Origin of the sequence: Arthrobacter sp. IK3 (assembly GCF_051337705.1) — a bacterium.
GTDB classification, from domain to species: domain Bacteria; phylum Actinomycetota; class Actinomycetes; order Actinomycetales; family Micrococcaceae; genus Arthrobacter_B; species Arthrobacter_B koreensis.
This window is the reverse complement of record NZ_JBPPSW010000004.1, coordinates 1-22,839: the sequence shown is the minus strand read 5'-3', so window position 1 is coordinate 22,839 and position 22,839 is coordinate 1. Positions and strand designations below refer to the sequence as shown.

Annotated in this window: 20 protein-coding genes, 1 tRNA gene and 1 rRNA gene; 9 read left to right on the top strand and 13 right to left on the bottom strand. The window is 67.8% G+C overall.

Translation table 11 applies throughout. From position 1 onward, the window contains the following. Window positions 1–13 precede the first annotated feature (13 nt). The 4 genes from ACSLGO_RS06535 to arsB all read right to left on the bottom strand — a co-directional run bounded on the left by ACSLGO_RS06535 (window position 14) and on the right by arsB (window position 4,122). Complete coding sequence (locus tag ACSLGO_RS06535; RefSeq protein WP_436400676.1) at window positions 14–970, bottom strand: DUF2332 domain-containing protein; 957 nt, start codon at window positions 968–970, stop codon at window positions 14–16. Between the two features lie 147 nt (window positions 971–1,117). Next, on the bottom strand, window positions 1,118–2,590 hold the full coding sequence (locus ACSLGO_RS06530) for an NAD(P)-binding domain-containing protein (RefSeq protein ID WP_436400675.1): 1,473 nt from the start codon (window positions 2,588–2,590) through the stop codon (window positions 1,118–1,120). Between the two features lie 24 nt (window positions 2,591–2,614). After that, window positions 2,615–3,022, bottom strand: coding sequence for an arsenate reductase ArsC (locus ACSLGO_RS06525; RefSeq protein ID WP_436400674.1), 408 nt, complete (start codon window positions 3,020–3,022; stop codon window positions 2,615–2,617). Next, a complete protein-coding gene (gene arsB, locus ACSLGO_RS06520; RefSeq protein ID WP_091608582.1) occupies window positions 3,019–4,122 on the bottom strand; it encodes an ACR3 family arsenite efflux transporter in 1,104 nt (367 codons plus the stop codon). The genes ACSLGO_RS06525 and arsB overlap by 4 nt, the downstream gene beginning before the upstream one ends. Window positions 4,123–4,232: 110 nt before the next feature. On the opposite strand from arsB, the gene ACSLGO_RS06515 reads away from it, so the two are divergent. The 4 genes from ACSLGO_RS06515 to ACSLGO_RS06500 all read left to right on the top strand — a co-directional run bounded on the left by ACSLGO_RS06515 (window position 4,233) and on the right by ACSLGO_RS06500 (window position 7,728). Further along, entirely contained in the window at window positions 4,233–4,586 is a 354-nt protein-coding gene (locus ACSLGO_RS06515; RefSeq protein ID WP_325787401.1) for an ArsR/SmtB family transcription factor, read from the top strand. 46 nt (window positions 4,587–4,632) lie between these two features. Further along, a complete protein-coding gene (locus ACSLGO_RS06510) occupies window positions 4,633–5,559 on the top strand; it encodes an oxygenase MpaB family protein (RefSeq protein WP_325787402.1) in 927 nt (308 codons plus the stop codon). Window positions 5,560–5,784: 225 nt separating this feature from the next. Next, on the top strand, window positions 5,785–6,456 hold the full coding sequence (locus tag ACSLGO_RS06505; protein ID WP_436400672.1) for a thioredoxin domain-containing protein: 672 nt from the start codon (window positions 5,785–5,787) through the stop codon (window positions 6,454–6,456). Between the two features lie 105 nt (window positions 6,457–6,561). Next, on the top strand, window positions 6,562–7,728 hold the full coding sequence (locus tag ACSLGO_RS06500) for an SLC13 family permease (RefSeq protein WP_436400671.1): 1,167 nt from the start codon (window positions 6,562–6,564) through the stop codon (window positions 7,726–7,728). Here the strand turns inward: ACSLGO_RS06500 and ACSLGO_RS06495 are convergent, their stop codons facing one another. From ACSLGO_RS06495 to ACSLGO_RS06485, 3 genes are read right to left on the bottom strand one after another with little or no spacing between them, the layout of a single operon-like run. Continuing rightward, complete coding sequence (locus ACSLGO_RS06495; protein WP_436400670.1) at window positions 7,729–8,967, bottom strand: beta-ketoacyl-[acyl-carrier-protein] synthase family protein; 1,239 nt, start codon at window positions 8,965–8,967, stop codon at window positions 7,729–7,731. 8 nt (window positions 8,968–8,975) lie between these two features. Beyond that, window positions 8,976–10,634 (bottom strand): class I adenylate-forming enzyme family protein, encoded by a 1,659-nt coding sequence (locus ACSLGO_RS06490; protein ID WP_400504977.1) that lies wholly within the window; start codon window positions 10,632–10,634, stop codon window positions 8,976–8,978. 17 nt (window positions 10,635–10,651) lie between these two features. Then, window positions 10,652–11,494, bottom strand: coding sequence for an SDR family oxidoreductase (locus ACSLGO_RS06485; protein ID WP_277665358.1), 843 nt, complete (start codon window positions 11,492–11,494; stop codon window positions 10,652–10,654). A gap of 268 nt (window positions 11,495–11,762) precedes the next feature. Here ACSLGO_RS06485 and ACSLGO_RS06480 point away from each other — a divergent pair, with 268 nt between their 5' ends. Beyond that, entirely contained in the window at window positions 11,763–12,122 is a 360-nt protein-coding gene (locus tag ACSLGO_RS06480; RefSeq protein WP_091608604.1) for a cupin domain-containing protein, read from the top strand. 81 nt (window positions 12,123–12,203) lie between these two features. Then, window positions 12,204–12,797: a TetR/AcrR family transcriptional regulator gene (locus ACSLGO_RS06475; protein WP_436400669.1), complete on the top strand. Its 594-nt coding sequence runs from the start codon at window positions 12,204–12,206 to the stop codon at window positions 12,795–12,797. Window positions 12,798–12,896: 99 nt separating this feature from the next. Here ACSLGO_RS06475 and ACSLGO_RS06470 read toward each other — a convergent pair whose 3' ends face one another. Next, window positions 12,897–14,048: a helix-turn-helix domain-containing protein gene (locus ACSLGO_RS06470; protein ID WP_325787409.1), complete on the bottom strand. Its 1,152-nt coding sequence runs from the start codon at window positions 14,046–14,048 to the stop codon at window positions 12,897–12,899. Window positions 14,049–14,170: 122 nt separating this feature from the next. On the opposite strand from ACSLGO_RS06470, the gene ACSLGO_RS06465 reads away from it, so the two are divergent. Further along, entirely contained in the window at window positions 14,171–15,490 is a 1,320-nt protein-coding gene (locus ACSLGO_RS06465; RefSeq protein ID WP_436400831.1) for an ArgE/DapE family deacylase, read from the top strand. Window positions 15,491–15,633: 143 nt separating this feature from the next. Here the strand turns inward: ACSLGO_RS06465 and ACSLGO_RS06460 are convergent, their stop codons facing one another. Then, window positions 15,634–16,278, bottom strand: a complete 645-nt coding sequence (locus ACSLGO_RS06460; RefSeq protein ID WP_386887653.1) for a response regulator — start codon at window positions 16,276–16,278, stop codon at window positions 15,634–15,636. Beyond that, window positions 16,266–17,693, bottom strand: coding sequence for a histidine kinase (locus ACSLGO_RS06455; protein ID WP_436400668.1), 1,428 nt, complete (start codon window positions 17,691–17,693; stop codon window positions 16,266–16,268). Before ACSLGO_RS06455 ends, ACSLGO_RS06460 begins: the two co-directional genes overlap by 13 nt. 143 nt (window positions 17,694–17,836) lie before the next feature. On the opposite strand from ACSLGO_RS06455, the gene ACSLGO_RS06450 reads away from it, so the two are divergent. Then, window positions 17,837–18,592, top strand: coding sequence for an ABC transporter ATP-binding protein (locus tag ACSLGO_RS06450; RefSeq protein ID WP_325787411.1), 756 nt, complete (start codon window positions 17,837–17,839; stop codon window positions 18,590–18,592). 1 nt (window position 18,593) lies between these two features. After that, complete coding sequence (locus tag ACSLGO_RS06445; protein ID WP_436400667.1) at window positions 18,594–21,053, top strand: FtsX-like permease family protein; 2,460 nt, start codon at window positions 18,594–18,596, stop codon at window positions 21,051–21,053. 72 nt (window positions 21,054–21,125) lie between these two features. On the opposite strand, the gene ACSLGO_RS06440 is transcribed toward ACSLGO_RS06445, so the two are convergent. The 3 genes from ACSLGO_RS06440 to rrf all read right to left on the bottom strand — a co-directional run bounded on the left by ACSLGO_RS06440 (window position 21,126) and on the right by rrf (window position 22,158). Next, window positions 21,126–21,213: transfer RNA gene (locus ACSLGO_RS06440), tRNA-Ser, on the bottom strand. A gap of 66 nt (window positions 21,214–21,279) precedes the next feature. Continuing rightward, a complete protein-coding gene (locus tag ACSLGO_RS06435) occupies window positions 21,280–21,927 on the bottom strand; it encodes a TMEM175 family protein (RefSeq protein WP_419243485.1) in 648 nt (215 codons plus the stop codon). 114 nt (window positions 21,928–22,041) lie between these two features. Continuing rightward, a 5S ribosomal RNA gene (gene rrf, locus ACSLGO_RS06430) occupies window positions 22,042–22,158 on the bottom strand. Between the last annotated feature and the right edge of the window lie 681 nt (window positions 22,159–22,839).

Here is a 22,839-nt window from a genome sequence, read left to right as displayed (position 1 = left end):
TCTTCGGTTACGGTCAGAGTGCTTCGTAGCTCTGGCCGTGTGGGCCGGTGAAGGCCTGGGGAACGCCGTTTAGGGACAGTACCAGGTTGCCTTCCGCGCTCCGGGTCAGCTGGTCCTTGATCTCGGGGAGGGCCGCTTCACCCTCGTTGCTGATCCAGATGAGGTCCAGTCCCTTCACCAGAGCAACGAACCGCCGACGGTGGTCCGGGTCGAGGTACGGAAGCACCGCGCTGTGGAAGACGACGACGGTCGCGTCCTTCGGTGCCTCGTTCACCAGCTGCGGCAGTGCCTCCACAATGTCGCCCCGGACCAGGAGCGGCGGGTCTTCGGCAGCAACCTTTGCGACGGCGCTCAGACGGTCGCGGCGTTCGCTGTGTTCCGGCCAGACCAAGGCTTCCAGCCAGGCCATGTCCTCGAAGTCCTGGACATCCAAAGGGTTCAGGTCGATACCGGCCCGCCATACGACGTCGGGCCGGCGGGTGGGAGGCTCCATGCCGGCAAGCGCGCAAGTCAGCTGAACTGGGCTGGGACCGGACGCGGGATCCAGAACGGTCTCACCGCCGTCGTGCTGGTAGCGGTAGCTGTACAGGTCGGGATAGAGGCAGAAGCCGGCCGAGGCCCCGGCTTCGATCAACGCCACGGACCCTTCGATCCGGCTCAGCAGCGGCAGCAGGACTGCGCACCGGCCCGCCTCGTTGGTCTGCGTCATCCGCGCCTGGATGACAGGTTCGACGGCGGACCAGTTTTCCAGCAGCCAGTCCTGGAACTCTGGATACCGGGTCAGGGGAGCACCGGCCAGGCGTGCTGCGGCGAACACCAGGTTCGGTTGCCGCTTCGACCGCGGCAGTCCGTCGATCAACGCCAGCACCTCTGGATCCTCCGCTATGGCAGCCGCCCATTCCTCATACAGGGGTGACACTCCGCGGGCCTCGAGTGCTGCGAACCGTTCATAGCCTGCTGCTGTCGTCATGGGCCCACCCTAAGCGCCGCCAGCGAGCCCGCCCTCAGACCCGTCCACGGTTACGCTCCGTTTTGTGCAGATTGCTCCGGTACGGAGCGGCCGAATTCTCCCAAAGTGGAGCGAATCGAATTGCCGCGCCTGGTGTGTCCCCGGCTTTTAGGCCCCCGGCTGCGCCGAGCGGCCGTGGGCCAGTCCGGTGGGAATGCCCAGGAGCTTCGGTTCGGGTGCACCGCAGCACGCCGCCGCAGGCGCCGGCTCGGCGGCCGGTTCGGGTGCACCGCAGCACGACGCCGCCGCTAGCTCCGGATCAGGCTCAGCCGCACAGCACGAATCCACAGGACCGCCATCAGCGGGAGCGTCGCAGCTGCTGCCCAGGTCCGTGGAGCATACGCCGGTCTCTGGCAGTACCAGCTGCACGTCGTCGGCGGCCCGCTGGTCCCCTGCCAGGGCAGCGGCGATGGAGCGGACCTGCTCGTACCCGGTGGCCATCAGGAAGGTGGGTGCCCGGCCGTAGGACTTCATGCCGACGATGTAGAAGTCCTTCTCCGGGTGCGAGAGCAGCTTGGCGCCATGCGGTTCCACGGTGCCGCAGCTGTGAAACTCCGGGTCGATCAGCGGACCGAGTTCCCGCGGCGCCTCAACAGCCGGATCGAGATCCAGCCGGATTTCCCGCAGCATATCCAGATCCGGGCGGAAGCCGGTCGCCGGAACCAGCAGGTCAACATCCAGCTGCTTCTCACCGGACGGGGTAGTGCCAAGAACAGCCAGAGTGTCGGAGACCTTGAACCCGGTGATGGTGAACGAGGTGTGCAGCTGAATCTGCCCTCCCTCGACCAGCGCACTGAGCCTGCTGCCCAGGGCGCCTCGGGCAGGCAGCCCGTCCAGGTCCCCGCCACCGTAAACTCCGGCAGCGGAGGTACTTCGGATAGCCCAGCTGATCCGGGTCCCGGGCTCCTGCTCGGCCAGCGTGCCGAGTTCCAGCAGGGTGTTCGCGGCGGAGTGCCCGGCGCCCACCACCAGGACGTGCTTGCCAGCGAACCGTGCACGGTCCCGGCCGGCGACGTCGGGCAGCGAGCCGGTGATGAGCCCCGCGGAGATGGCCTCCGCTTCCCCGATGGCGGGCAGGCCGGCTTGGCCGAGGGGATTCGGGGTGTGCCAGGTTCCTGAGGCGTCGATGACGGCGCGCGCCCGGTAGTCAGTGACCGTTCCGTCCCCGTCGCGGGTCCGGATCAGGAAGGGCGTGCCTTCCCGTCCGGCACTGCAGGTCTTATCCAGGCCCTCGCGGCTGACCGCGAGGACGCGGGTCGAGGTATGCAGAGCGGCCGCAATCGCAGGAACCGCGGCCAGCGGCTGCAGGTACTGTTCCCGGAGTTCGGCTCCGGTCGGCAGGGTCTCGGCGTCCGGTTCCTGCCACCCGGTACCGGCGAGCAGGCGGCGGGCGGCGGTGTCGACGTCGTACTGCCAGGGCGAGAAGAGCCGGATGTGCCCCCACGACGCGACGGCGGCGGCAGCCGTTTCGCCGGTTTCGAAGATGATCGGGGTCAGGCCGCGTTCCAGCAGTTCCGCCGCGGCAGCCAGGCCCACAGGTCCGGCGCCGATTACGGCGACGGGCAGTGCCTTCTCAGTCATGGTGTTGTCCTCTGGTAAACGACGTCAGTGTGCGGGGAGCAGGTCCGCGATCAGGTCCTGAATCCGGGCCTTGATTTCGTCCCGGATGGGCCGGACGGCTGCCACGCCCTGCCCTGCGGGATCATCCAGATTCCAGTCCTCGTACCGTCTGCCCGGGAAGATTGGGCAGGCGTCGCCGCAGCCCATGGTGATCACGACGTCGGATTCCCGCACGGCCGCCGTGGTGAGGACCTTGGGCAGCTCCGCGGACATATCGATGCCGTCTTCCTCCATCGCTTCCACGGCAGCCGGGTTGACGGCATCCGCCGGTGCGGACCCGGCAGAACGGACCTCGATCCGGCCCTGCCCGAGGGCTCGCAGGTAGGCGGCGGCCATCTGGGACCGGCCGGCGTTGTGCACGCAGACGAACAGGACGGAGGGCTTGGAACTCATCGGGATGTCTTTTCTGTGGGAAGGGTTTCGGCTGCGGGCCAGTACTTCTTCTGCGCCCAGAGCGCGGCGTAGACCAGGGCGACTAGAACAGGAACCTCGATCAGGGGACCGACGACGCCGGCCAGCGCCTGTCCGGAGGTCACGCCGTAGGTGCCAATCGCTACCGCGATGGCCAGCTCGAAGTTGTTGCCGGCGGCAGTGAAGGCGAGGGTGGTGGTGCGGGGGTAGCCAAGGCCCACCAGCTTGCCCAGCACCATGCCGGCTCCGAATACCACCACGAAGTAGATCAGCAGCGGAACGGCGATGCGGGCGACGTCGAGCGGGTTGGACGTGATTTCATCTCCCTGCAGGGCGAACAGCAGCACGATAGTCAACAGCAGGCCGTAGAGTGCCCAGGGGCCCAGCTTGGGGAGAAAGGTGCCCTCGTACCAGTCCCTGCCCCGGGCCCTCTCGCCGAACGTTCGGGTGAGGAAGCCGGCGAGCAGCGGGATGCCCAGGAAGATGAGCACGCTGAGGGTGATGGCCCCAAAGGAGAACTCCACGCTCGTCGTCGCCAGGCCCAGCCAGCCGGGCAGGACCTGCAGGTAGAACCATCCCAGCGCCCCGAACGCCAGAACCTGGAAAACGGAGTTGATGGCCACCAGCACGGCGGCGGCCTCGCGGTCTCCGCAGGCGAGGTCATTCCAGACCATGACCATGGCGATGCAGCGGGCCAGGCCCACGATGATCAGCCCGGTGCGGTATTCGGGCAGGTCAGGCAGGAAGATCCAGGCAAGCGCGAACATGAACGCCGGGGCAGCCACCCAGTTGAGGATCAGGGAGGTGACCATCAGCTTCCGGTCGCCCACCACGGTGCGGGTTTCGTTGTAGCGGACCTTGGCCAGCACCGGATACATCATGACCAGCAGGCCGACGGCGATGGGCAGGGAAACGTTGGCGACCTTCAGCGAGTCCAGGACCAGACCAATGCCGGGAACCAGCCGGCCCAGCAGAAGTCCAGCCACCATGGCAGCGACGATCCAAACGGGCAGGAAACGGTCCAGCGTCGACAGCCGGGCGGTGACCTGGCCTGTGTCCACGGATGGGGCGGTAGTGCTCACTGGACTCCTGTATTGGAAGGGCGGGATGGCATCGAAAGATATCGATATTCTTCGATGATGAGTATTCTCCGAGACATCGACGACTGTCAATCTCAGTGCATAATGGGTGAGTGACTACCGTCCCGACCGCCCGCGATGCCGCGCCCGAAGCCTGCTGCACATCACTGACGTCCGAAGCGCTCAGCGTCGAAGACGCCCAGCGGTTTGCGCAACTCCTCAAGGCCGTGGCGGAACCAACCCGGCTCCGCCTGGTCTCCCTGATCGCGGCACAGGACAACAAGGAAGCCTGCGTCTGCGACCTCACGGAGCCGGTTGGTCTGGGCCAGCCCACCGTGTCCCACCACCTGAAAATCCTGGTGGACGCCGGAATCCTGCACCGAGAAAAGCGCGGCGTGTGGGCGTACTACTCGATCGTGCCCGGTGCTTTGGAACGCGCCGCGGCTGTTCTGTCCCCGGGCAGGTAGGCGGCCCGCCCTGACGCTTCCCAGCCTGCAGGACCATACTGGGACGATGGGCAAGCTCCTCGAATCCTGGCGTCGGCAGCTGGTCGGCACGTTCAGCAACAACGCAGAGACCATTCCGGAATGGGAGCTCGAGCTCGCCAACGGCACCGACCGCGGTTTCTACGGACCGGGCTCGGCAGTCTGGGCGGTCCACGGGTCCATGACCACGATCATCGCCGGCATCCGCGCCCTGCTGCTCCAGGCGCTGCACCCCGGCGCGATGGCCGGCGTGCGCGACTATTCCAACTACAAGGAAGATCCGCTCGGCCGCCTCGCGGGAACCATCCGCTGGATCTTCACGGTCACCTACGGGGATACGACGGCGGCACGCAGCGCGTCGAACTGGGTGCTGCGGCTTCATGAACGGGTGAAAGGCACCTACGAGGACGCTGCCGGCGTCGAACGTCCCTACTCGGCGAACGATCCCGAGCTGGCCCGCTGGGTCCACCTCGCTTTCACCGACGCGTTCCTGACCTCTCACATTGAGTTCGGCGAACCTATCCCGGGCGGACCGGACCAGTACGTCGCCGAGTGGGCGGCCGCAGGTGAACTGATGCGAATCGACAACCCACCGCGGGACCTCGCCGGACTGCGGAAACAGATGGCCGCCTTCGACCCGGAACTGCGCTCCAGCCCGACCGTCGAAGAAGTGGTCCGCTTCCTGCGCCGCCCTCCCCTGCCCCGCAACCAGATGATCGGCTACCGCGTCCTGTTCGCCGGCGCCGTCGCCTCCCTGGAACCGCGGCACCGCGAACTGCTCGGCCTCCGCGAACCGCATCTTGGCCCGGTCAAGCTGCCGGTTCACGGCCCGGTGAAACTCGTACTGCGGGTGATCCGGTTCGGGCTCGGGGACATGGGCCCGTCCGAACGCTCCGCCCGCGAGCGCATCGCCCGCCTGGACGCGGAAGCCGCCGAGGAACGCCGTCCCGCCTAATTTCCCGGACTTGAATGGCCTTCTCCCCGAAGGTTGACGGGCAGCCATTACCCGCGGAACCCGGACTACACACCAGGTAAGCCCCGCCACACCCCCGGTCGACCAACATCACCCCTCCTCCCCCTTCAGCCACGCCGCGTCGGGTGGAAACATTAAAAGTGCAGTGAAATCCCAACCCGTATGTGCGCGCACCGGCGCGTGCTGATTTCATACCGGAAAGGAATCATGCGCAAGGCTGTACCTTCAGTACTCATCGCCGGCGTGCTGGTAAGCGGCGGCGTAGTGTCCTGCGGGACCTCAAGCGAACCCGCGGCACCGGAGACCAGCGCCGCCGTCGAAGCCGCCGTCCCGGCAGACCAGCAGGACACACTCGTCCCCGCCGACGCCCGGACCATCACCAACCCGGCAGATCCGCAGGCCACCCTGGTGCTTTTCACCGACTACCAGTGCCCGTACTGCGCCATGATGGACACCCTGATCGAGCAGGCCAAGGCCGACTACGGCAGCCAGGTGAAAATCGTGGTGCGGAACTACCCGCTGCCCAAGCACCAAAATGCCGAGCTGTCCGCCCGCGCCGTGGAAGCCGCGGCGGAACAGGGTGCCCTGGAGCAGATGGCCGCCAAGGTCTTCGAGCACCAGCAGGACTGGAAGAACGCCGACGACGCAGCCGGCATCTTCGCAGGCTACGCGGAAGAGCTCGGCCTGGACATGGACCAGTTCACGGCCGACTATAACTCGGACGCCGTCAAGGACCGCGTGGCCCGGGACCTGCAGGATGCACAGGATCTCCAGGTCAAGGGCACCCCCACGCTCTACCTGAACGGTGAGGCACTGCAGCTCGAATCCGGTGACTACAGCGAGATCCAGGACCCCCTCGACGCCGCCCTGGGCAACTAACCAGAGCAACCCTTCCCCCTCCCAGCCCAGGGCGGCACGCCCGCCACGCACGCACGACGACGCCTGGTACAGTCCGCGGCCAGCCGCGGGGTCTAGAATCCGCTCATGCGTCTGGCCGTGATCGGAGTTCTCCTGCTGGTGGCTGGTGGTATCGCAGCCGCCACCGGTGCGCTCCCGGAAGCGGAGCTGTTCGCCCTTGCGGACCGGGTGGTGCCGATCCTGGTGTTCGTCGCGGCTATCACCGTGGTGACGGAACTTGCCAGTGAAGCCGGGGTTTTCCTGTGGGCCGGGCGACGGCTGCGCCGCTGGGGCCTGGGGACCGGATTAGTTCTCTGGCTGCTCCTGGCACTGCTGGCCGCGCTGAGCACCATCTTCCTGTCCCTGGACACGACGGCCGTGCTCCTCACCCCGGTCGTGGTGACCGTGGTGCGGCAGGCCGGCCTGCCTCCGCTTCCCTTTGTGCTGACAACAATCTGGCTGGCCAACACCGCCAGCCTGCTCCTGCCGGTCTCCAACCTGACTAACCTGCTGGCCCAGCACAGCCTCGGCGGCCTAAGCCCGGCAGGGTTTGCGGCCCTGATGTGGGCCCCCGCCGTCGCCGGCATCATTGTGCCGATGGCCCTGATCGGCCTCCTCTTCCGCCGTGACCTGCGGCTGCGCTACGAACGCACCCCGCCGTCCGAAACAGCATCTCCGGCACCGGACCGTTTCCTGCTGGCCGCGTCCGGCGTCGTGCTGGTGCTCCTGCTCCCGCTGCTGGTCTCCGGCATTCCGGTCTGGATTCCCTCCACCGCCGCCGCCGCGGTATTGGTCCTGGTGTTCGCACTCCGGCGGCCCGGCGTCCTGACGGTCAAGCTGGTCCCCTGGCCCCTGCTGCTGTTCGCCTCCGGGCTGTTCCTGGCCATGGAAGCCTTCCTGGCCCTCGGCGGCTCGGCCCTGCTGGGCACACTCGCCGGGCAGGGTGAAAACTTCGCGGAGCTGCTTCGGCTCGCGGCCACCGGCGCGGCCGGAGCCAACGCGATGAACAACCTCCCGGCCTACCTGCTGGCCGAACCCCTGGCGGAAACCCCGGCACGGATGGCCGCCCTGCTGATCGGCGTCAATGCCGGCCCGCTCATCACGCCGTGGGCCTCGCTGGCCACCCTGCTCTGGCACGACCGGTTGATGCGCATGCAGGTAGTCATCAGCTGGAAAGGCTACGCACTCGCCGGCCTGATCGCGGCGCCGCTCACCGTGACGGCCGCCGTCGCCGCCCTCGCCGCGGCCTCCTAGCTACACCCGCCCGAACGCCACCACGCAGTTCTGCCCGCCGAACCCAAACGCATTCGTCACCGCATACTGCACGTCCCGCTCCCGCGCCACGTTGGGCACATAGTCCAGGTCGCACTCCGGATCCAGGGTCGAATAGTTGATCGTCGGCGGAATGACGCCTTCGACGATCGACATGGCGCACAGCAGCGATGCCAGCGTTCCGGCCGCGCCAATCAGGTGCCCGGTCATCGACTTCGGCGCCGTCACGGCCAGGGACCCGGCCTGCTCGCCGAACACCGCATGCAGCGCCGCTGTTTCCGTCCGGTCATTGGCCTTCGTGGACGTCCCGTGGGCGCAGACCAGATCCACGTCCGCCGGGTCCAGCCGGGCCTGTGCCAGCGTCCGCGAAATCGCCTCCGCCGCATACTTCCCACTCGGTTCCGGCGCCACAATATGAAAAGCATCCGAGGTCATCGCCCCGCCCAGCACCTCCGCATACACCCGGGCGCCGCGGGCGCGGGCGTGCTCCAGCGTCTCCATCACGCACACCACCGCACCCTCACCAAACACAAACCCGTCCCGGTCCGCGTCGAAGGGGCGGGACGCCTCCTGCGGCACGTCATTGCTGCGCGAGAGTCCGCGCATAGTGGTCAGCCCGGCGAACATCACCGCAGTGATCGCGGCATCCGTCCCGCCGGCCAGTACGACGTCGGCGTCCCCCGCCAGCAGCGTGCGGCGCGCCTCCAGCAGGGCGTGCGTTCCGCTGGCGCAGGCGAGCGCACTGGCGTTCACCGGCCCGTGCACGGCGAGGTCTATCGCCACCTCGCAGGCCGGCATGTTGGTGAGCGAGGACGCCACGAAGCTCGGGCTGACCGGCCGGATCCCCTCGGCGTCGAAGAGCCGGGTGGCGTCCTGCACCTCCGGATAGCCGGACACCGCACTGTTGATGAGAACCGCCGCGTCGGTTCCCTCCAGCGTGGGGCCCAGTCCGGCGTCGGCCGCTGCTTCCCGAGCCGCGGCGACGGCGAGCTGCGAGGCGCGGGAGGACCGGTTGATCCGTTTCACGGGGAGCCAGGCCGCGGGGTCAAAACCCTTAACTTCGGCGGCGATCCGGGTGGGGAACTCGGAAGCATCGAACGCGGTGATCCGGTCCACGCCGGACTTGCCCTCCTTGAGCGCCTCCCAGGTCAGCGGCCAGGAACCGCCGAGCGGGGTCTGCGCCCCCATCCCGGTGATGACCACCCTCCGCTCGGCGCCCATGCCGTTCCTCATTCCGTCGCCACCGAGGATCCGGGAGCAATGAGCCGCCCGGCGCTGTGGTCCTCCACAGCTGTTTCGGCCAGTTTGAAGTGCATCTTCTTGCCGGTGGCGGTCAGCGGCACCGAGTCAACGAACCGGTAGGCGCGGGGGCGTTTATAGTCGGCCAGGCCGGGATGGGCCAGGCAGAATTCCTCCAGGGCGTCCGCCGTCGCGGCCCCGCTGCGCGGCACCACATAGGCCACCACGCGCTGGCCCCACTGCGGATCCGGGACGCCCACCACCACCGAATCCAGCACCTCGGGATGCTCCGCCAGCACTCCCTCGACCTGCACGGGGTGGATGTTCTCGCCGCCGGAAATAATCATGTCGTCCTTGCGGCCGAGGATGGTCACGAACCCGTCCTCGTCCCAGGTGGCCATGTCCCCGGGATAGAGCCAGCCCTCGAAGAACTTCTCCTCCTCCACACCGGGCAGGTTCACGTAGCTGTACCCGGCCTTCGGCGAGCGCATGATCACTTCTCCGGCCTCGGTGCCGTCCTGCGCCGCGAGTTCATCCGGCCGTCCGCGCCGGTCCGGAAAGACCCGAACGACGGCGACGTCGTCATCCGTGCAGGACCGCCCCGCGGTGCCGGCCCGGGCGGGCAGATCCTCCGGGCGCAGGAACGTGTTCCAGAACGCCTCGGTGGTGCCGTAGCCGTTGAAGATCCGCGGCGTGAGCAGCTCCTGGTACCGCAGGGCAGCGGCCCGGTCCAGCGGTGCGCCCATGGTCACAATGCCCTTGAGCGTGGAAATGTCCCTCGGCTGTTTCTCCTGTTCCGCGGCGATCATTTCCAGCGTGGTGGGCGCGCCGATGAGGAACGTCAGCCCGTATTTCCCTACCCAGTCCAGCACGGTGGCAGGGTGAAAGCTGCGCAGCGGCACTACTCCTGCACCGATGTAGAAGGACGGATTCGGCCCGCCGGAGTGCAGGCCGCCGCGGTGGAACCACGGGGTCATGTTCAGCGTCCTGTCCTGCGGGGTGAGCGGGAAGTGCATGATCACGTCATGCGCGCTCATCAGTTCCGCCAGCGACGGCAGGGACACCCCCTTGGGCATCCCGGTGGTCCCCGAGGTGTAGAGCCGGGTGGACTCGTCGTAGGCGGAGTAGCCTGCCGGCAGGTCCGGAACCGGCCCGGATGCGCCCTGCAGCGCGGCGTCGAAATCTTCCCAGCCCGGCGGCAGGTTGGCCTCCCCCACCACCAGGACCTGCGGGGAGATCCCCGCCAGCTCCAGTGCCTGTGCCGCGGAGGCCGCGCACTCGGCGTCGACAATCAACACCGACGGTTCACTGTCCCGCAGGATGTGCGCGGTCTCCCCCGGGGCGAGGCGGTAGTTGACCGGCACGCTGATTGCCCCCAGCCGGTGCGCGGCCAGGTACAGCAGCGCGAATTCGACGCCGTTGAAGAGCTGGTACATCACCCGGTCCCCGGCACGCACGCCGCGTTCGGCGAGCATCGCGGCGCAGCGTTCGACGTCGGCGCCCAGCTGCGCGTAGGTCCACTCGCGTCCGGTGGGCGGATCGATCAGGGCGACGGCGCTGCCGTAGCGGGAGACGTTCCGCCGGAACCCGGCACCGTAGGTCATCTGGGATTCGAAGTAGTCCTTGAACCGGCCTGCGTCGTACGGCATGGGTTCCTGTCCTTTCCTCAGTTCTCCGCCTGCGGCCGCCGCGGGCGCTCGGGAAGTGCAACGGGTTCGGTGGTGTCGCTGAAGAACGGCGGGGCGATCACGGACAGGCCGCCGTCCACGGCCAGGGACTGCCCGGTGATGTACTCCGCGCCTGGAGAGAGCAGGAAGTCCACGGTGGCGGCCATTTCATCCACGGTTCCGGGCCTACCCTTGGGGATCCGGGAGACCACGCTGTCCATGGGCGCCATGCCGTCCATGGTGTAGAAGTACTCGAGCGAATCGGAGTCGATCAGCCCGCCGTTCACCGCGTTCACGTTGATCCCGTAGCCGGCGAACTCCACCGCCATGAACCGCACGAAGGACTCGACGGCGGCCTTGTAGGATCCCAGCGCCGCGTAGGTGGGGAAGGCCCGCACGCTGCCGTAGCTGGTCAGCGCAACGATCCTGCCGCCGTCGTCCATCAGTTTCACCGCCTCCTGCGCGCCGAGCACGAAGGGCCGCACGTTCACGGCGTAGGCACGGTCCAGGTGGTGGGTCTTGAGGTCAACCACCTTCTTGAAGGCGGCCGCGGCGGCGTTGTTCACGAAGAAGTCTAGGCGCCCGTACCCGGCCGCGGCGGCGTCGAACAGCCGGACAATGTCCTCGGGGTTCTCAATGTCCGCCTGCACCGCCAGCCCGCCGCCGCCCAGCCGCTGCAGTTCGGCAACAGTTTCCTTGGCCAGGTCAGCGTTCTTCCGGTAGCCGACCACCACCTGCGCGCCCTGCGCCGCGAGGCGCTCGGCGACCCGCCGGCCTATGCCGCGGGACGCGCCGGTGACCAGGGCTACCTTGCCTTCGTAGACGGGCTGGCTGGCTTCCACGGGCAACCTTCCGCACCGTGAACCCGGCGCCGGCGTCTCGATTTCGGGCTGGGCTCCCGGACGGGTGTTCGGGAACCGGGTGGGAACGCGCGACGCCGGTGCTCCCGGCAGGCTGGCAGGTCCCCTTGGTCCGTAAATCGTTATCCCGTGCCCGTGCTGCGTCAAGGGTGGGCAGTGCGTAATGAAGTTGGCGGCGGTGCAACGGATCAGTACCTTGAGAAAACCAATATCGAAATATTGGTTTTAGCAGACTACTCAAGGAGCCCGCATGGCAATCGTCCGCACTATCGCGCAGGTTGAAGAGTCGGAGAAGGACGTGGAACCGCTCGCGCTGCCACTGGCCGATCCGCTGGGCGCGGACATCGAAACCAAGACCTACAACCTGTTCTCCACGGATGAGGAGAACATCCATGCAGGGACCTGGGAAACCGCAACGGGCCTGTCCCGCTGGGACTTTGCCGACGGCGGCGAGGTCATCTACGTGCTCGGCGGCCGCATGACCGTCCAGCGCGACGGCGAAGAGCCGCAGGAAGTTGGCCCGGGAGACCTGGCGGTCTTCCCCCAGGGCTGGACCGGCACCTGGAACGTGACCGAGGCGCTGTCCAAGGTCTACGTCATGTACAGCTAGGCCGCTTGCGGGCCGGAGCGGGCGCGGGTCCGTAAAGTTGGGGAGGGCGGCTGCACCCGAGCCGCCCGGGATGGAGACGGAATGGCCCGCGGCAAAGAGCTGAAGAAGCGCGCGATCCTCACGGCTGCCCTCGAATGCATCTCGAAGAGCGGTTATGAGGCAACCCGGCTGCGGGACGTCAGTGACGCTGCGGGGGTGTCCATCGGCATCATCCAGCACTACTTTGGGACCCGCGAACAGCTTCTGGGTGAAGCCCTCGGGCACGCCAGCGGCGAGCTGGTGGAGCACTTCGCCGCCCTCGATGGTGCACTGGGCCCGTGGGACCGGCTGCGCGCGATGATCGGCGTCGTCTGCGGGATGCCCAGCCTGCACGGCCGCGGGCTGCTGTGGCTGGAAATGTCCAGCCTGGCCCGCCGCCATCCCGAGCTGCGCGAACGCCTGGACAGCGTCTACGAACTGTGGGACGCGCACATCCGCGCCGCCGTACAGCGCGGCGCGGACGACGGCTCACTCGGCGTTAGCCCCGGTTCGGTGGACGACCTCACCGCCATCTTCCTGGCTTTCTTCGACGGCTACGAATACGAAATCGCGTCCGCACTGGTTCCCGATGATCCGGCCGTGCTGGAACGCCGCGCCCTGCTGCTGGCCGAGCGGTTGTTCCGGCCGGTCAGCTGAGGCGCCGGGCCAGCTGAGGCGGCTCGGCTAGCTGAGCCGGCTCGGTTAGTTGAGCCGGCCCGGTCAGCTGAGCCGGCCCGGTTAGCTGAGCCGGCCCGGTTAGCTGAGCCGTCCGTGTGCTGCCAGCAGCAGCCTCAGGAGGCCGGCGTCGTCGGGCAGCGTGGGGTTGAGCCCCGTCAGGGCGGTGAACCTGCGCAGCCGGTTGAGGATCGTATTGCGGTGGCAAAACAGCGCCGACGCCGTCCGGGAGATGCTGCCGCTGGACATGAGGTGGAAGGCGGTCTGCAGCAGATACTCGACGTCCTGCTCCGGCTGGCTGAAGAGTCCCTCGAGCTGCGAGCCGGCCACGATGCGGAGCTCCTCGGCGAACTGGCCGTCGGGAAGGGCTGGCCACTGGCCCGCGAAGGTGGCTGCGGTGCCGTCATCCGGAACCAGCTTGGCCAGTCGCGTCGCCAGTTTCCACATCACCGAGAGCTGCTCCATCCCCACCGCAAAGGGCGCGACGCCAACCGGTGCTGCCGCGAGGAGGTTCCGGTGGGCGGTGGTCAGGGCCGCGTCGTCGAGCAGGGCAAACTCTCCGCCGTCGAGGCTGTGCAGCCGGGTCCGGGGATCGATGGCACGGACCGCGTTCCGAAACTCGTGCCCGTACCCGGGACGCGCCGCGACCACCAGGTACTTGCCGGTAAGCCGGAGCCCCAGCTGTGCGGCGGCGTGGCTGTGCAGCCCGGGGTCATCCACTGCCGCAACGAGCAGGCGGCGCAGCACATACGTTTGCTCAATTTCGAGCTCCCGGTTCATGTCCGCCAGTTCGGCAATGTACCCGGCCTGGACGTTGCTGACATGGGTCTCGATGGTGTCCCAGACCGAGACGACTTCCTCGGCAAAGGCCGCCTGCGCGGCGGCGGGCACCTGGACGCGCATGGCCCGCCACAGGAACGGAAAGTCAAGCCGGACCGCCCGGAGCAGCGAATCCAGGGGAACGCCCTGGCGGGCCCGGCGCCGGCCGATGTTCTCGCTCACCGCCTGCAGTCCGCCGGTGTCCGCGGACCCGGCAAGCACTCCCAGCATGTTCTTCAGGGCCGTGGCGGCTGTCCGGTGCAGGTCCTCACGCGGGATGTTGGACTCGGAGTACCCGGTGAGTGAACTGAGTTCCTCCACATAGGAATCCGCCAGGCCCGGCAGGCCGGCCAGGCACCCTTCGGCTGCCCGGCGGATGACAAGACTCGGTTCGGCACTGCCCTCGGTATGCATGAGCACAGTCTAGGCCCCATTTTGGGGCACAATTTCCCGTGGTCGGCTGGGCAGTTGGCGAAATGATGGCTACAGGTGCCTAACACGTGGCACACCCGCATGATTCGATTCGGAGCAACAACATGGACTCATCCGCGAACGGAACCCCGGCCGGCACGGCACTGCCCCAGGATGCCCGGGACAGGATCATCGCGGCGGTGGACGCCGCCTTCGACAGCCAGCTCAGCTTCACGCAGGAACTGGTCCGCCACCCCTCGCTGCGCACACAGGAGAGCGGCGCCCAGCAACTTCTCTTTGACGCCATGCAGCAGCGGGGCCTGGAGATGGACCGCTGGGAACTGGATACCGAAGAGCTCTCCGCGCACCCCGGCGCCGGTGCCGTCACCGTTTCCTACGACGGCGTGGACAACGTGGTGGGCACGTGGCAGCCGGGCGTTGAGAAGGGGCGGTCCCTGATCCTCAACGGGCATGTGGACGTGGTTCCGGAAGGGCCGAAGTCCCAGTGGACAGCGGATCCGTGGGACTCCTACGTGAAGGACGGCTGGCTTTACGGGCGTGGAAGCGGCGACATGAAGGCCGGACTCGCGGCGAACCTCTTCGCTTTCGACGCCGTCCGGGCGGCCGGCTATGAACCCGCCGGACGGATCCATTTCCAGTCCGTGGTGGAAGAGGAATGCACCGGCAACGGTTCCCTCGCGGCCCTGCTGCGCGGCTACACGGCCGACGCCGTCATCATCCCGGAACCGGAAGAGGACATGCTCGTCCGCGCCAACGTCGGCGTCATCTGGTTCCGGCTGGAGGTGGCCGGTGAACCCACGCACCCCCGCGAGATGCAGACCGGCTTCAACGCCATCGACGCCGCCTATCACGTGGTGGAGCGCCTCCGGTCCCTGGAAGCCGAGTGGAACGCCCAGCGCGGATCGCACCGCTACTTCGAGGACCTCCCCCACCCGATCAACCTCAACATGGGCGGAATCCGCGGCGGGGACTGGCCCTCCAGCGTTCCGGCCTGGTGCCACGTAGACCTTCGGGTTGCCCTGTACCCCGGCACGTCCGCGGAGAGCGTCTGGCAGCAGATCACCGGCCTCCTCGACGGCATCGAGACAGACGGGCAGGGCAACGGCATCCGCGCCACGGCGGTGCGGACGGGATTCTTCTCCGAGGGGTACGTCCTGGAGGAAGGCAGCGACGCCGAGAACGTCCTCGCGGATGCGCACCGGAACGTGTTCGGCAGCGACCTGCAGTCCTTCACCACCCCGGGCTACCTGGACGGCCGGGTCTTCACGCTCTACGGCAACACGCCAACGCTGGTCTACGGGCCGGTCTCCGAGGCCATCCACGGCTATGACGAGAGGGTGGACATCGAATCCGTCCGCCGCATTACCAAGTCGATTGCGCTGTTCATCGCCGAATGGTGCGGCCTCGAGGACGCCGCGCACTAACCCCCCTCCCGTTTCCCCAGCCCCATCCCCGCCCCCCGATCCCTCCATCCGCCGAGAGGGCAGTTACGGCTCTTTTGCGGGCCGAAACGAGCCGTAACTGGCCTCTCGATGGTGGGATGGATGGGGATCGGGGGTGGCTGGAATCAGGAGCGCAGGTACGCCAGCGTGGCCAGGACCCGGCGGTGCCCGGTGTCCGACGGCGCCAGTCCCAGTTTCGCGAAAATGTTGCCAATGTGCTTGCTCACCGCGGTCTCCGAGACCGAGATAGCCTGCGCAATGGCGGTGTTGCCCAGACCTTCCGCAACCAGTCCCAGCACCTCGAACTCCCGGGGTGTCAGGGAGCGGATGGGGTCCTGGTTCGAACGCCGGCTGAACAGCTGGGCAATAACTTCCGGGTCCATCACCGTGCCGCCGCCGGCAACCCGGCGCAGCGCGTCGACAAAATCCCCCACCTTCCCCACCCGCTCCTTGAGCAGGTACCCCACACCCTGGGCGCCGGAACCAAGCAGCCTGGAGGCATACCTGTCCTCCACATAGGCGGAGAGGACCAGCACGGGGAAATCCGGCACCCTGGACCTCAGCTCCAGCGCAGCTTTCAGCCCCTCGTTGGTAAACGTGGGAGGCATCCGGACATCCAGCACCGCGGCGTCGGCGGTGCCTGGCTCGAACACTGCCAGCAGATCTTCTGCGTTGTCCCAGGACCCTGCAACCTCGAATCCTTCCCCCTTCAGCAGCAGCTCCAGACCGGCGCGCAGCAGGGCATCATCTTCGGCTATCAGAACGCGCACGGCAGTTCCACTCTCACTTTCGTTGGTCCTCCCTCAGGGCTGCTGAGCACCAGCCTGCCCCCGAACGCGGCTGCTCGCCGCGCGATTCCGGCCAGTCCGGTGCCCGACCCGGCGTCCACCGTCCCCACGCCGACGGCGGCATCCGCTGTTCCGGCACCGGCATCCGGAGCGCCCGGGGCACCGGCTCCCGCGCCCGGAGCACCGGCACCGGCACCCCGCACGCTGGTCCGGGCCACAGCGGAAACCGCGGCCGCCGCCGAATCCGGAGGTGGAACGGCAGCTCCGCCGCGGCCGTCGTCGGTAACTTCCACCACCAGCACGTCCTCCCTCGACGTCGACTCGGTGCGCAGCACCACCTCGATCCGTGAGGCACCGGAATGCTTGGCGGCGTTGGTCAGCGCCTCGGCGAGGACAAAATACGCTGCGGACTCCACCGCGGCAGGCACCCGCAGCAGGCCCTCTACGTCCAGGCTGCACGGGATGGGAGACCGGCTCGTTAGCGCCGAAGCCGCCCCGCCAAGGCCCAGCTCATCCAATACGGGCGGATAGATGTCGTGCACCGCAGCGCGCAGTCCGGCGAGCGCCTCCGAAGCGGCGTCCTGTGCCCGGGCCAGGAATGGCACGGCGGCGGCTGGATCCGTTTCCGCGGCCCGCTGCGCCAGCCCCAGCATCATGACCACACCCACCAGCCGGTTCTGCGCGCCGTCGTGCAGTTCCCGCTCAATCCGGCGGAGCTCTGCGGCGTGGGCGGCGAGCGCGCTGGCCCGGGCCGCAGAGAGGTCCTGGATCCGGCGGGAGAGTTCTTCGTAGCGCCGCGGCGAGAGGATGGCGAGTGTTCCCTCACTCATCCGGCGCGCCATCCACGGCAGCAGCAGCCAGGCCAGCACGCCGTAGACGGCACCGATCAGCATGCCCAGGAACGCCGCCGGCCAGCTGGTGATGGCAATGGTCATTTCCAGCGGGGCATCCGCCGGGAAGAGCATCCAAAACGGTGAAACCAGCAGGTTCAGCAGCGCCCCGGCGGGCAGGGCAATCGCCAGCGCTCCGGCCAGCAGCGCGAACGCGGCGTGGAACAGCAGCCAGGACACATCCCGCTTGGTTTCCGGCGCCGTCGCCAGCGTGGCGAGTTCCCCGAAGGAATACCGTCCGCCCAGGCGCCGGCGGTTGAAGGGGATCACGGCGCCGGCAAATCCGGCGGCGCGTTCCTGTGCCCGGGCCGCCAGCAGGTCCAGGATCCGCAGGACCCCGGGCAGCAGATACAGCCCAATGCCCAGCAGGCCCAGGGAGAGGAACGGCAGCAGCACCAGGGCGACCATCAGGGTTCCCAGTGACGCAAACCAGTACACGGCCTCACGCAGCAGGAACACCGCGTCTGCGGCGCGGGCCCGCAGGCCGGCTTGGGTTGGCCATCTCATCTGCTCGATTATGCCGGAGCGCTCCGGCCCTGTCGGTATAGCCAGCTACACCATGAACCGGGCTGCTGGCTGTATCGGAACGGATTCCTGCGCTGCGTAGCGTCGAAACCAGTTATCCAGCCACCGTTCAAAGGACAGCCGCCATGCACACCAGCTCATCCCAGTCCACCCGTCCGGCAGCCCTCGAGCTGACCGGCGTCTCGAAAAGCTACCGCTCGGAAAGCACCACTGTCGCGGCCCTCCGCGACATCTCGCTGGCGGTTCCGGCAGGCACCTTCACCGCGGTGATGGGCCCCTCCGGGTCCGGCAAGAGCACCCTGCTGCAGTCCGCAGCCGGGCTGGACTCCCCGGACGCCGGCTGCGTGCTGCTGGGCGGCACGGAGATATCCCGCATGCGGGGCAAGGCGCTCACCCGGTTCCGCCGGGACCATGTGGGCTTCGTTTTCCAGTCCTACAACCTGCTGCCGCAGCTCACCGTGACGGACAACGTGACGCTGCCGCTGCTGCTGGCCGGCCGCGGAACAGACCGTGCCTGGCTGGCCTACCTGCTCGACGCCGTCGGGCTGGATGGGCTGGGCGGGCGGAAACCGCAGGAACTCTCCGGCGGACAGCAGCAGCGGGCCGCGATTGCCCGGGCACTGATCACCCGCCCGGACGTGGTCTTCGCCGATGAACCGACCGGCGCGCTGGATTCAGGCACGGCCCGTCAGGTCCTGGAACTGCTGCGGCACACCGTCTCCTCCCTCAACCAGACCGTGGTGATGGTGACCCATGACCCGGTGGCAGCCAGCTACGCGGACACCGTGGTGTTCCTCGCCGACGGACGCATTGACGGCAGCATGGACGGCGCCTCCGCCCGGGACGTCAGCGACCGCCTCGCCTACCTCGGAAGGAACTGACATGTTCGCCCTTGCCAAAGCATCCATCCGTCACCACCGCGGAGGGTTCGCCGGTGTCTTCATCGCCGTCTTCCTCGCTGCTGCGCTCATCACCGCCATGGGCGTGCTCATCGAATCCGGGCTGCGCGGTGGCACCGCAGTGCAGCGCCTGCAGGCGGCCGACGTCGTGGTGGGAGCGCCGCAGTCGATTCCGGTTCCCGAAGACCTTCCGGCAGTCTTTCCCGAACGCGTCCTGCTGGCCGGTGAAACGGTCCAAGACATCGAGGCCGTGCCCGGCGTTCGGACCGCCGTCGGGACCGTGGAGATTCCTCTGGCAACAGCAGACGGCCAGCCTGTCCTTGCCGCTGCCTGGGACTCCGCTGCCCTCGCACCGTACACCCTGACCGCTGGAGAGGCTCCGCAGGCTTCCCGTGAGGTGGCGGTTGACCCGTCCTTCGGCGCGGAACCGAGAAGCCGCATAACCCTCAGCCACGGAGGCGTCCGCACCGAGTACACCGTTACCGGCATCGTGGCCCCGCCGGCAGGACATACTGCTCCGGCAGCCTTCCTCAGCACGGCCGGTGCAGCGGCACTGTGGCCGCACGGGGACGCGGTTGCGGCCGTGGGGGTCTTCACCGAGCCCGCAGCCAACCCGAAGCAGGTGGCCGCGGACATCGAGGCGGCAGTTTCCGGCGTCGTCACCTACACGGGGAACGCGCGCGGAGACGTAGAGAACCTGGGCGGAGCCGGCGCCCGGTCCATGCTGCTGCTGCTCAGCAGTTCACTGGCCGGTGTGGCGGTCATGACGGCGGTGTTCGTGACTGCCGGAACGCTGTCCCTTTCCATCTTTTCCCGGCGGCGCGAGTTCGCCATGCTGCGGGCCATCGGCGCCGGGACGGACCAGACCCTGGGCCTGGTGGTGCGCGAAGTCCTCCTGGTCTCCACGGCCGCGGCTGTGATGGGAGCGGTTCCCGGATTCTGGCTGGCGGGGTTCCTCGGCCGGCAGTTCACGGGTGCGGGAGTGATTCCGGAAGGCTTCGAGCTCTCCTACAGCCCGCTTCCCGTAGTGGGTGCCGTCCTGGTCAGCGTTGCGGCCGCCGTCGGCGCGTCCCTGGTCTCCGCCCGCGGCACGGTCCGGGCAGCACCGGTCACCGCGCTGCGTGAAGCGGTCACCGAGTCCGGCCGTCTGAGCCGCGGACGCGTTCTCACCGGGCTTTCCCTGCTCGGTTTCGGTCTGCTGGCAGCCCTGCTGCCCGCCGCCGTCCCCGGAAGCGCGGGCCTGACCGCAGCGGCGTCGAGCATTCTGCTGCTGGTGATCGGTGCGGGCGTGCTGGGACCCTGCATTGTGGCCGGAGCCCTGAGGCTGGCGTCCCCGCTGCTGCGGCACAGCAGATCAGCTCCCCTGGTCCTGGCCGGAGCAGGAGCGGAGGCGTTTCCGCGCCGGCTCGCGGCCGGAATCGTGCCGCTTGCCCTGGCCCTGGCCCTTGGGTCCGTGCAGTTCTTCCTGCCGGCGACAGTTGAATCCGAAGCACAGCACCAGGCCCGCGACGGCATCGTGGCCGGATACGCGGTCAGCGCGCCCGCGGGCATCTCCCCCGAGCTGGCGGACGCGGTCGCCGAACTGCCCGGTGTGGAAAGCGCGACGCCGATGGCCCAGTCTGCGCTCCTGCTCCAGACGCGTTTCCTGGGCCTGGACGACGGCGTGCAGCCCGTCGGCGTGCAGGGTATCGCGCCCGAGAACCTGGACAACGTGCTGGACCTGGGCGTTCGCGAGGGATCACTGCACCGGCTCTCGGAACCCGGAACGGTGGCGGTTAGCACCGATCTGGCGCGGGAAAACGGTCTGGCCCCCGGGGACTCGTTCGGGTTCCACTTCGGCGACGGAGCTGCGGCGGACGCCGTCGTCGTCGCGACGTACGAACGCGGGCTCGGCTTCGGCGACGTGACCATGGACAACGCCGCACTGCTCCCGCACACCACCACCGGGCTCAACACGCAGTTGCTGCTGGCAGCTCCGGAAGCCGACGCCGGCAGCCTGCAAACTGCGGTCGAAGCCCTGGGCCTGTCCCTCCTGGACCGTGCTGAACTCGGAGCGGCGGGAGCTGCGGAACGCGGTGCGGAATCGTGGGCGAACGTGCTGGCGATGCTGATCCTGCTGGGCTATCTGGCCGTGTCCGTGGGCAACTCGCTAATCATGTCCACGGCGCGGCGTCGCCCGGAGCTGATGCTGCTGCGCAGGCTCGGCGCGACCGACGCGCAGCTGCGGCGCATGACCGGCGCGGAATCCGCGCTGATGGTGGCTGCCGCCGTCGTCGTTGGGACTGTCCTGGCCCTGCCGCCGCTGATGGGAATCGCCCTGAACGTTTCCGGAGAGCCGCTGCCCACGATCCAGCCGCTGGTGTACCTGGCGTTGGCGGGCGGGGCGGCGCTGCTCGGCATGGGCGCGGTGTCCGTGGCGACCCGCTTCGCCTTGCGGCCCTAGCAGCGGATCTACCCGGACAAACAGAAACGCCCCGGTCTTGGACCGGGGCGTTTCTGGTGATGATTTCTCATCTGGCGGAGGATGGGGGATTTGAACCCCCGAGGGCGTTAACCCAACACGCGTTCCAGGCGTGCGCCATAGGCCGCTAGGCGAATCCTCCAGGCTTTGCTCGTCAAGAGCAGATATAAGACTACCGGACATTGAAGCAATTACCGAATCGGCGGTGTCATGCCCCGCCGGCCGCATTGCGCCGTCGGCTCCCAACCAGCCGGAGACCCAGGTTGATCACCAGGATGGACAACCAGGAGTACTCCGCCGCAGAGGGACTCACGAACGCGATGGGAATCGAGAGGATGAAGACGGCGGGGGTGATCGGTGCACGGACGCGGGCGTATTGGAGCAGGCCCGGGTTCACGTCGTCCCGGAACAGCCCGTGCCTGCGGCAGTAGGACCACATCAGCGTGTTGACCGACCCGATCAGCCCAAGCGCTGCGGCATAAATAACGACGCCGAGGCTCGTGTCATCGTGCAGCGCCAGCATGTCCGTGGCATAGGCCAGCAGTGCCACAAAGAACAGGAGCAGCAGGTTCAGCCGCTGCAGGCCGCCGGTGAATCCTTTGAGGAGGCGGAACAACCGGTGGTGGCTCAGCCAGTAGGCGCCGGCGACCGCGAAAGAGAGGGCGTAGGCGAAGAATTCGGGGCGCTGCTCCAGGATGGCATGGCCCAGTTGGTCCGGTGGAACGTCCGGGGCCTTGATGTCCACGGCCAGGAGCGTCATGGCGATGGCGAATACGGCGTCGCTGAAGAACATGGTGCGTTCGGTGTCCGGCCCGGAGTCGAGCCCACGCTTGAAGGAGCTGCTGTTCTCCGTCATTTACCCAGTCTGTTCCCCTTGTCCGGGGCGGGGTAGGCCTGGTCCTGCGTACAGGCAGGGGAGAAACAGAAAAGGACCCGTACGACTTTGTACGGATCCTTTTCCTTACGGTATGTCCGGCGGTGACCTACTCTCCCACACCCTCCCGAGTGCAGTACCATCGGCGCTGTGGGCCTTAGCTTCCGGGTTCGGAATGGGACCGGGCGTTTCCCCCACGCAATGACCGCCGTAACCCTTTGTCCTCGCTTTCGCGGGAAAACCTGGGTCACGCGCCGCTTCGCTTTCCGTTTCCGGATCCCTCTGCGGCGGTGATGCTCTACTATCTTACCCTGTTTTTTGCGGTGCTTTGACCACGGGTTGTGGGGGCCGGTCGCGGATGGGGGGCGCGGATGGGGGGCGGGGATGGGGTGGTCGGTCGGGGATGGGGTGTGGGTCAGGCGGGGGCCGGGGGTTTGGTGGTGTGCTGGGGGTTTTGGCCGCGCCGGCCGGGGTCTGGTCCGGCCGGGGTTTGGTCCGACCGGGGTTGCGGTGTTTCTTTAAGCTGCGGCGATGCTGCGGGCCGATATTCGGTGGCGCCCCGGCCAGGATGCACGAAGGCTGAGCGTGAGTGCAACGCACCCTCGTCCAACAACAGCCTGGCTCCACTTGTTTTCCCACCCGTCGTGACAGGTGGGGCCTAGGTTTCTGCGGGGGCGGTGGTTCCCACCCTTCGTGACCGGTGGGGCTCCTGGGGTCATGTTCCGGCGGTGGTTCCCAGTCGTCGTGGCCGGTGAGGCTCCTGGGACTCCGCACTGCGGTGGTTCCCAGCCCTCGTGGCTGGTGATGCCTGGTGTGGTCCCGGGAAGGGCCAAGAGCCACAGGGACTGGGAAACCCCGGCCACGCCAGATGTTCCGGCCCAAAGAGTGACCGGT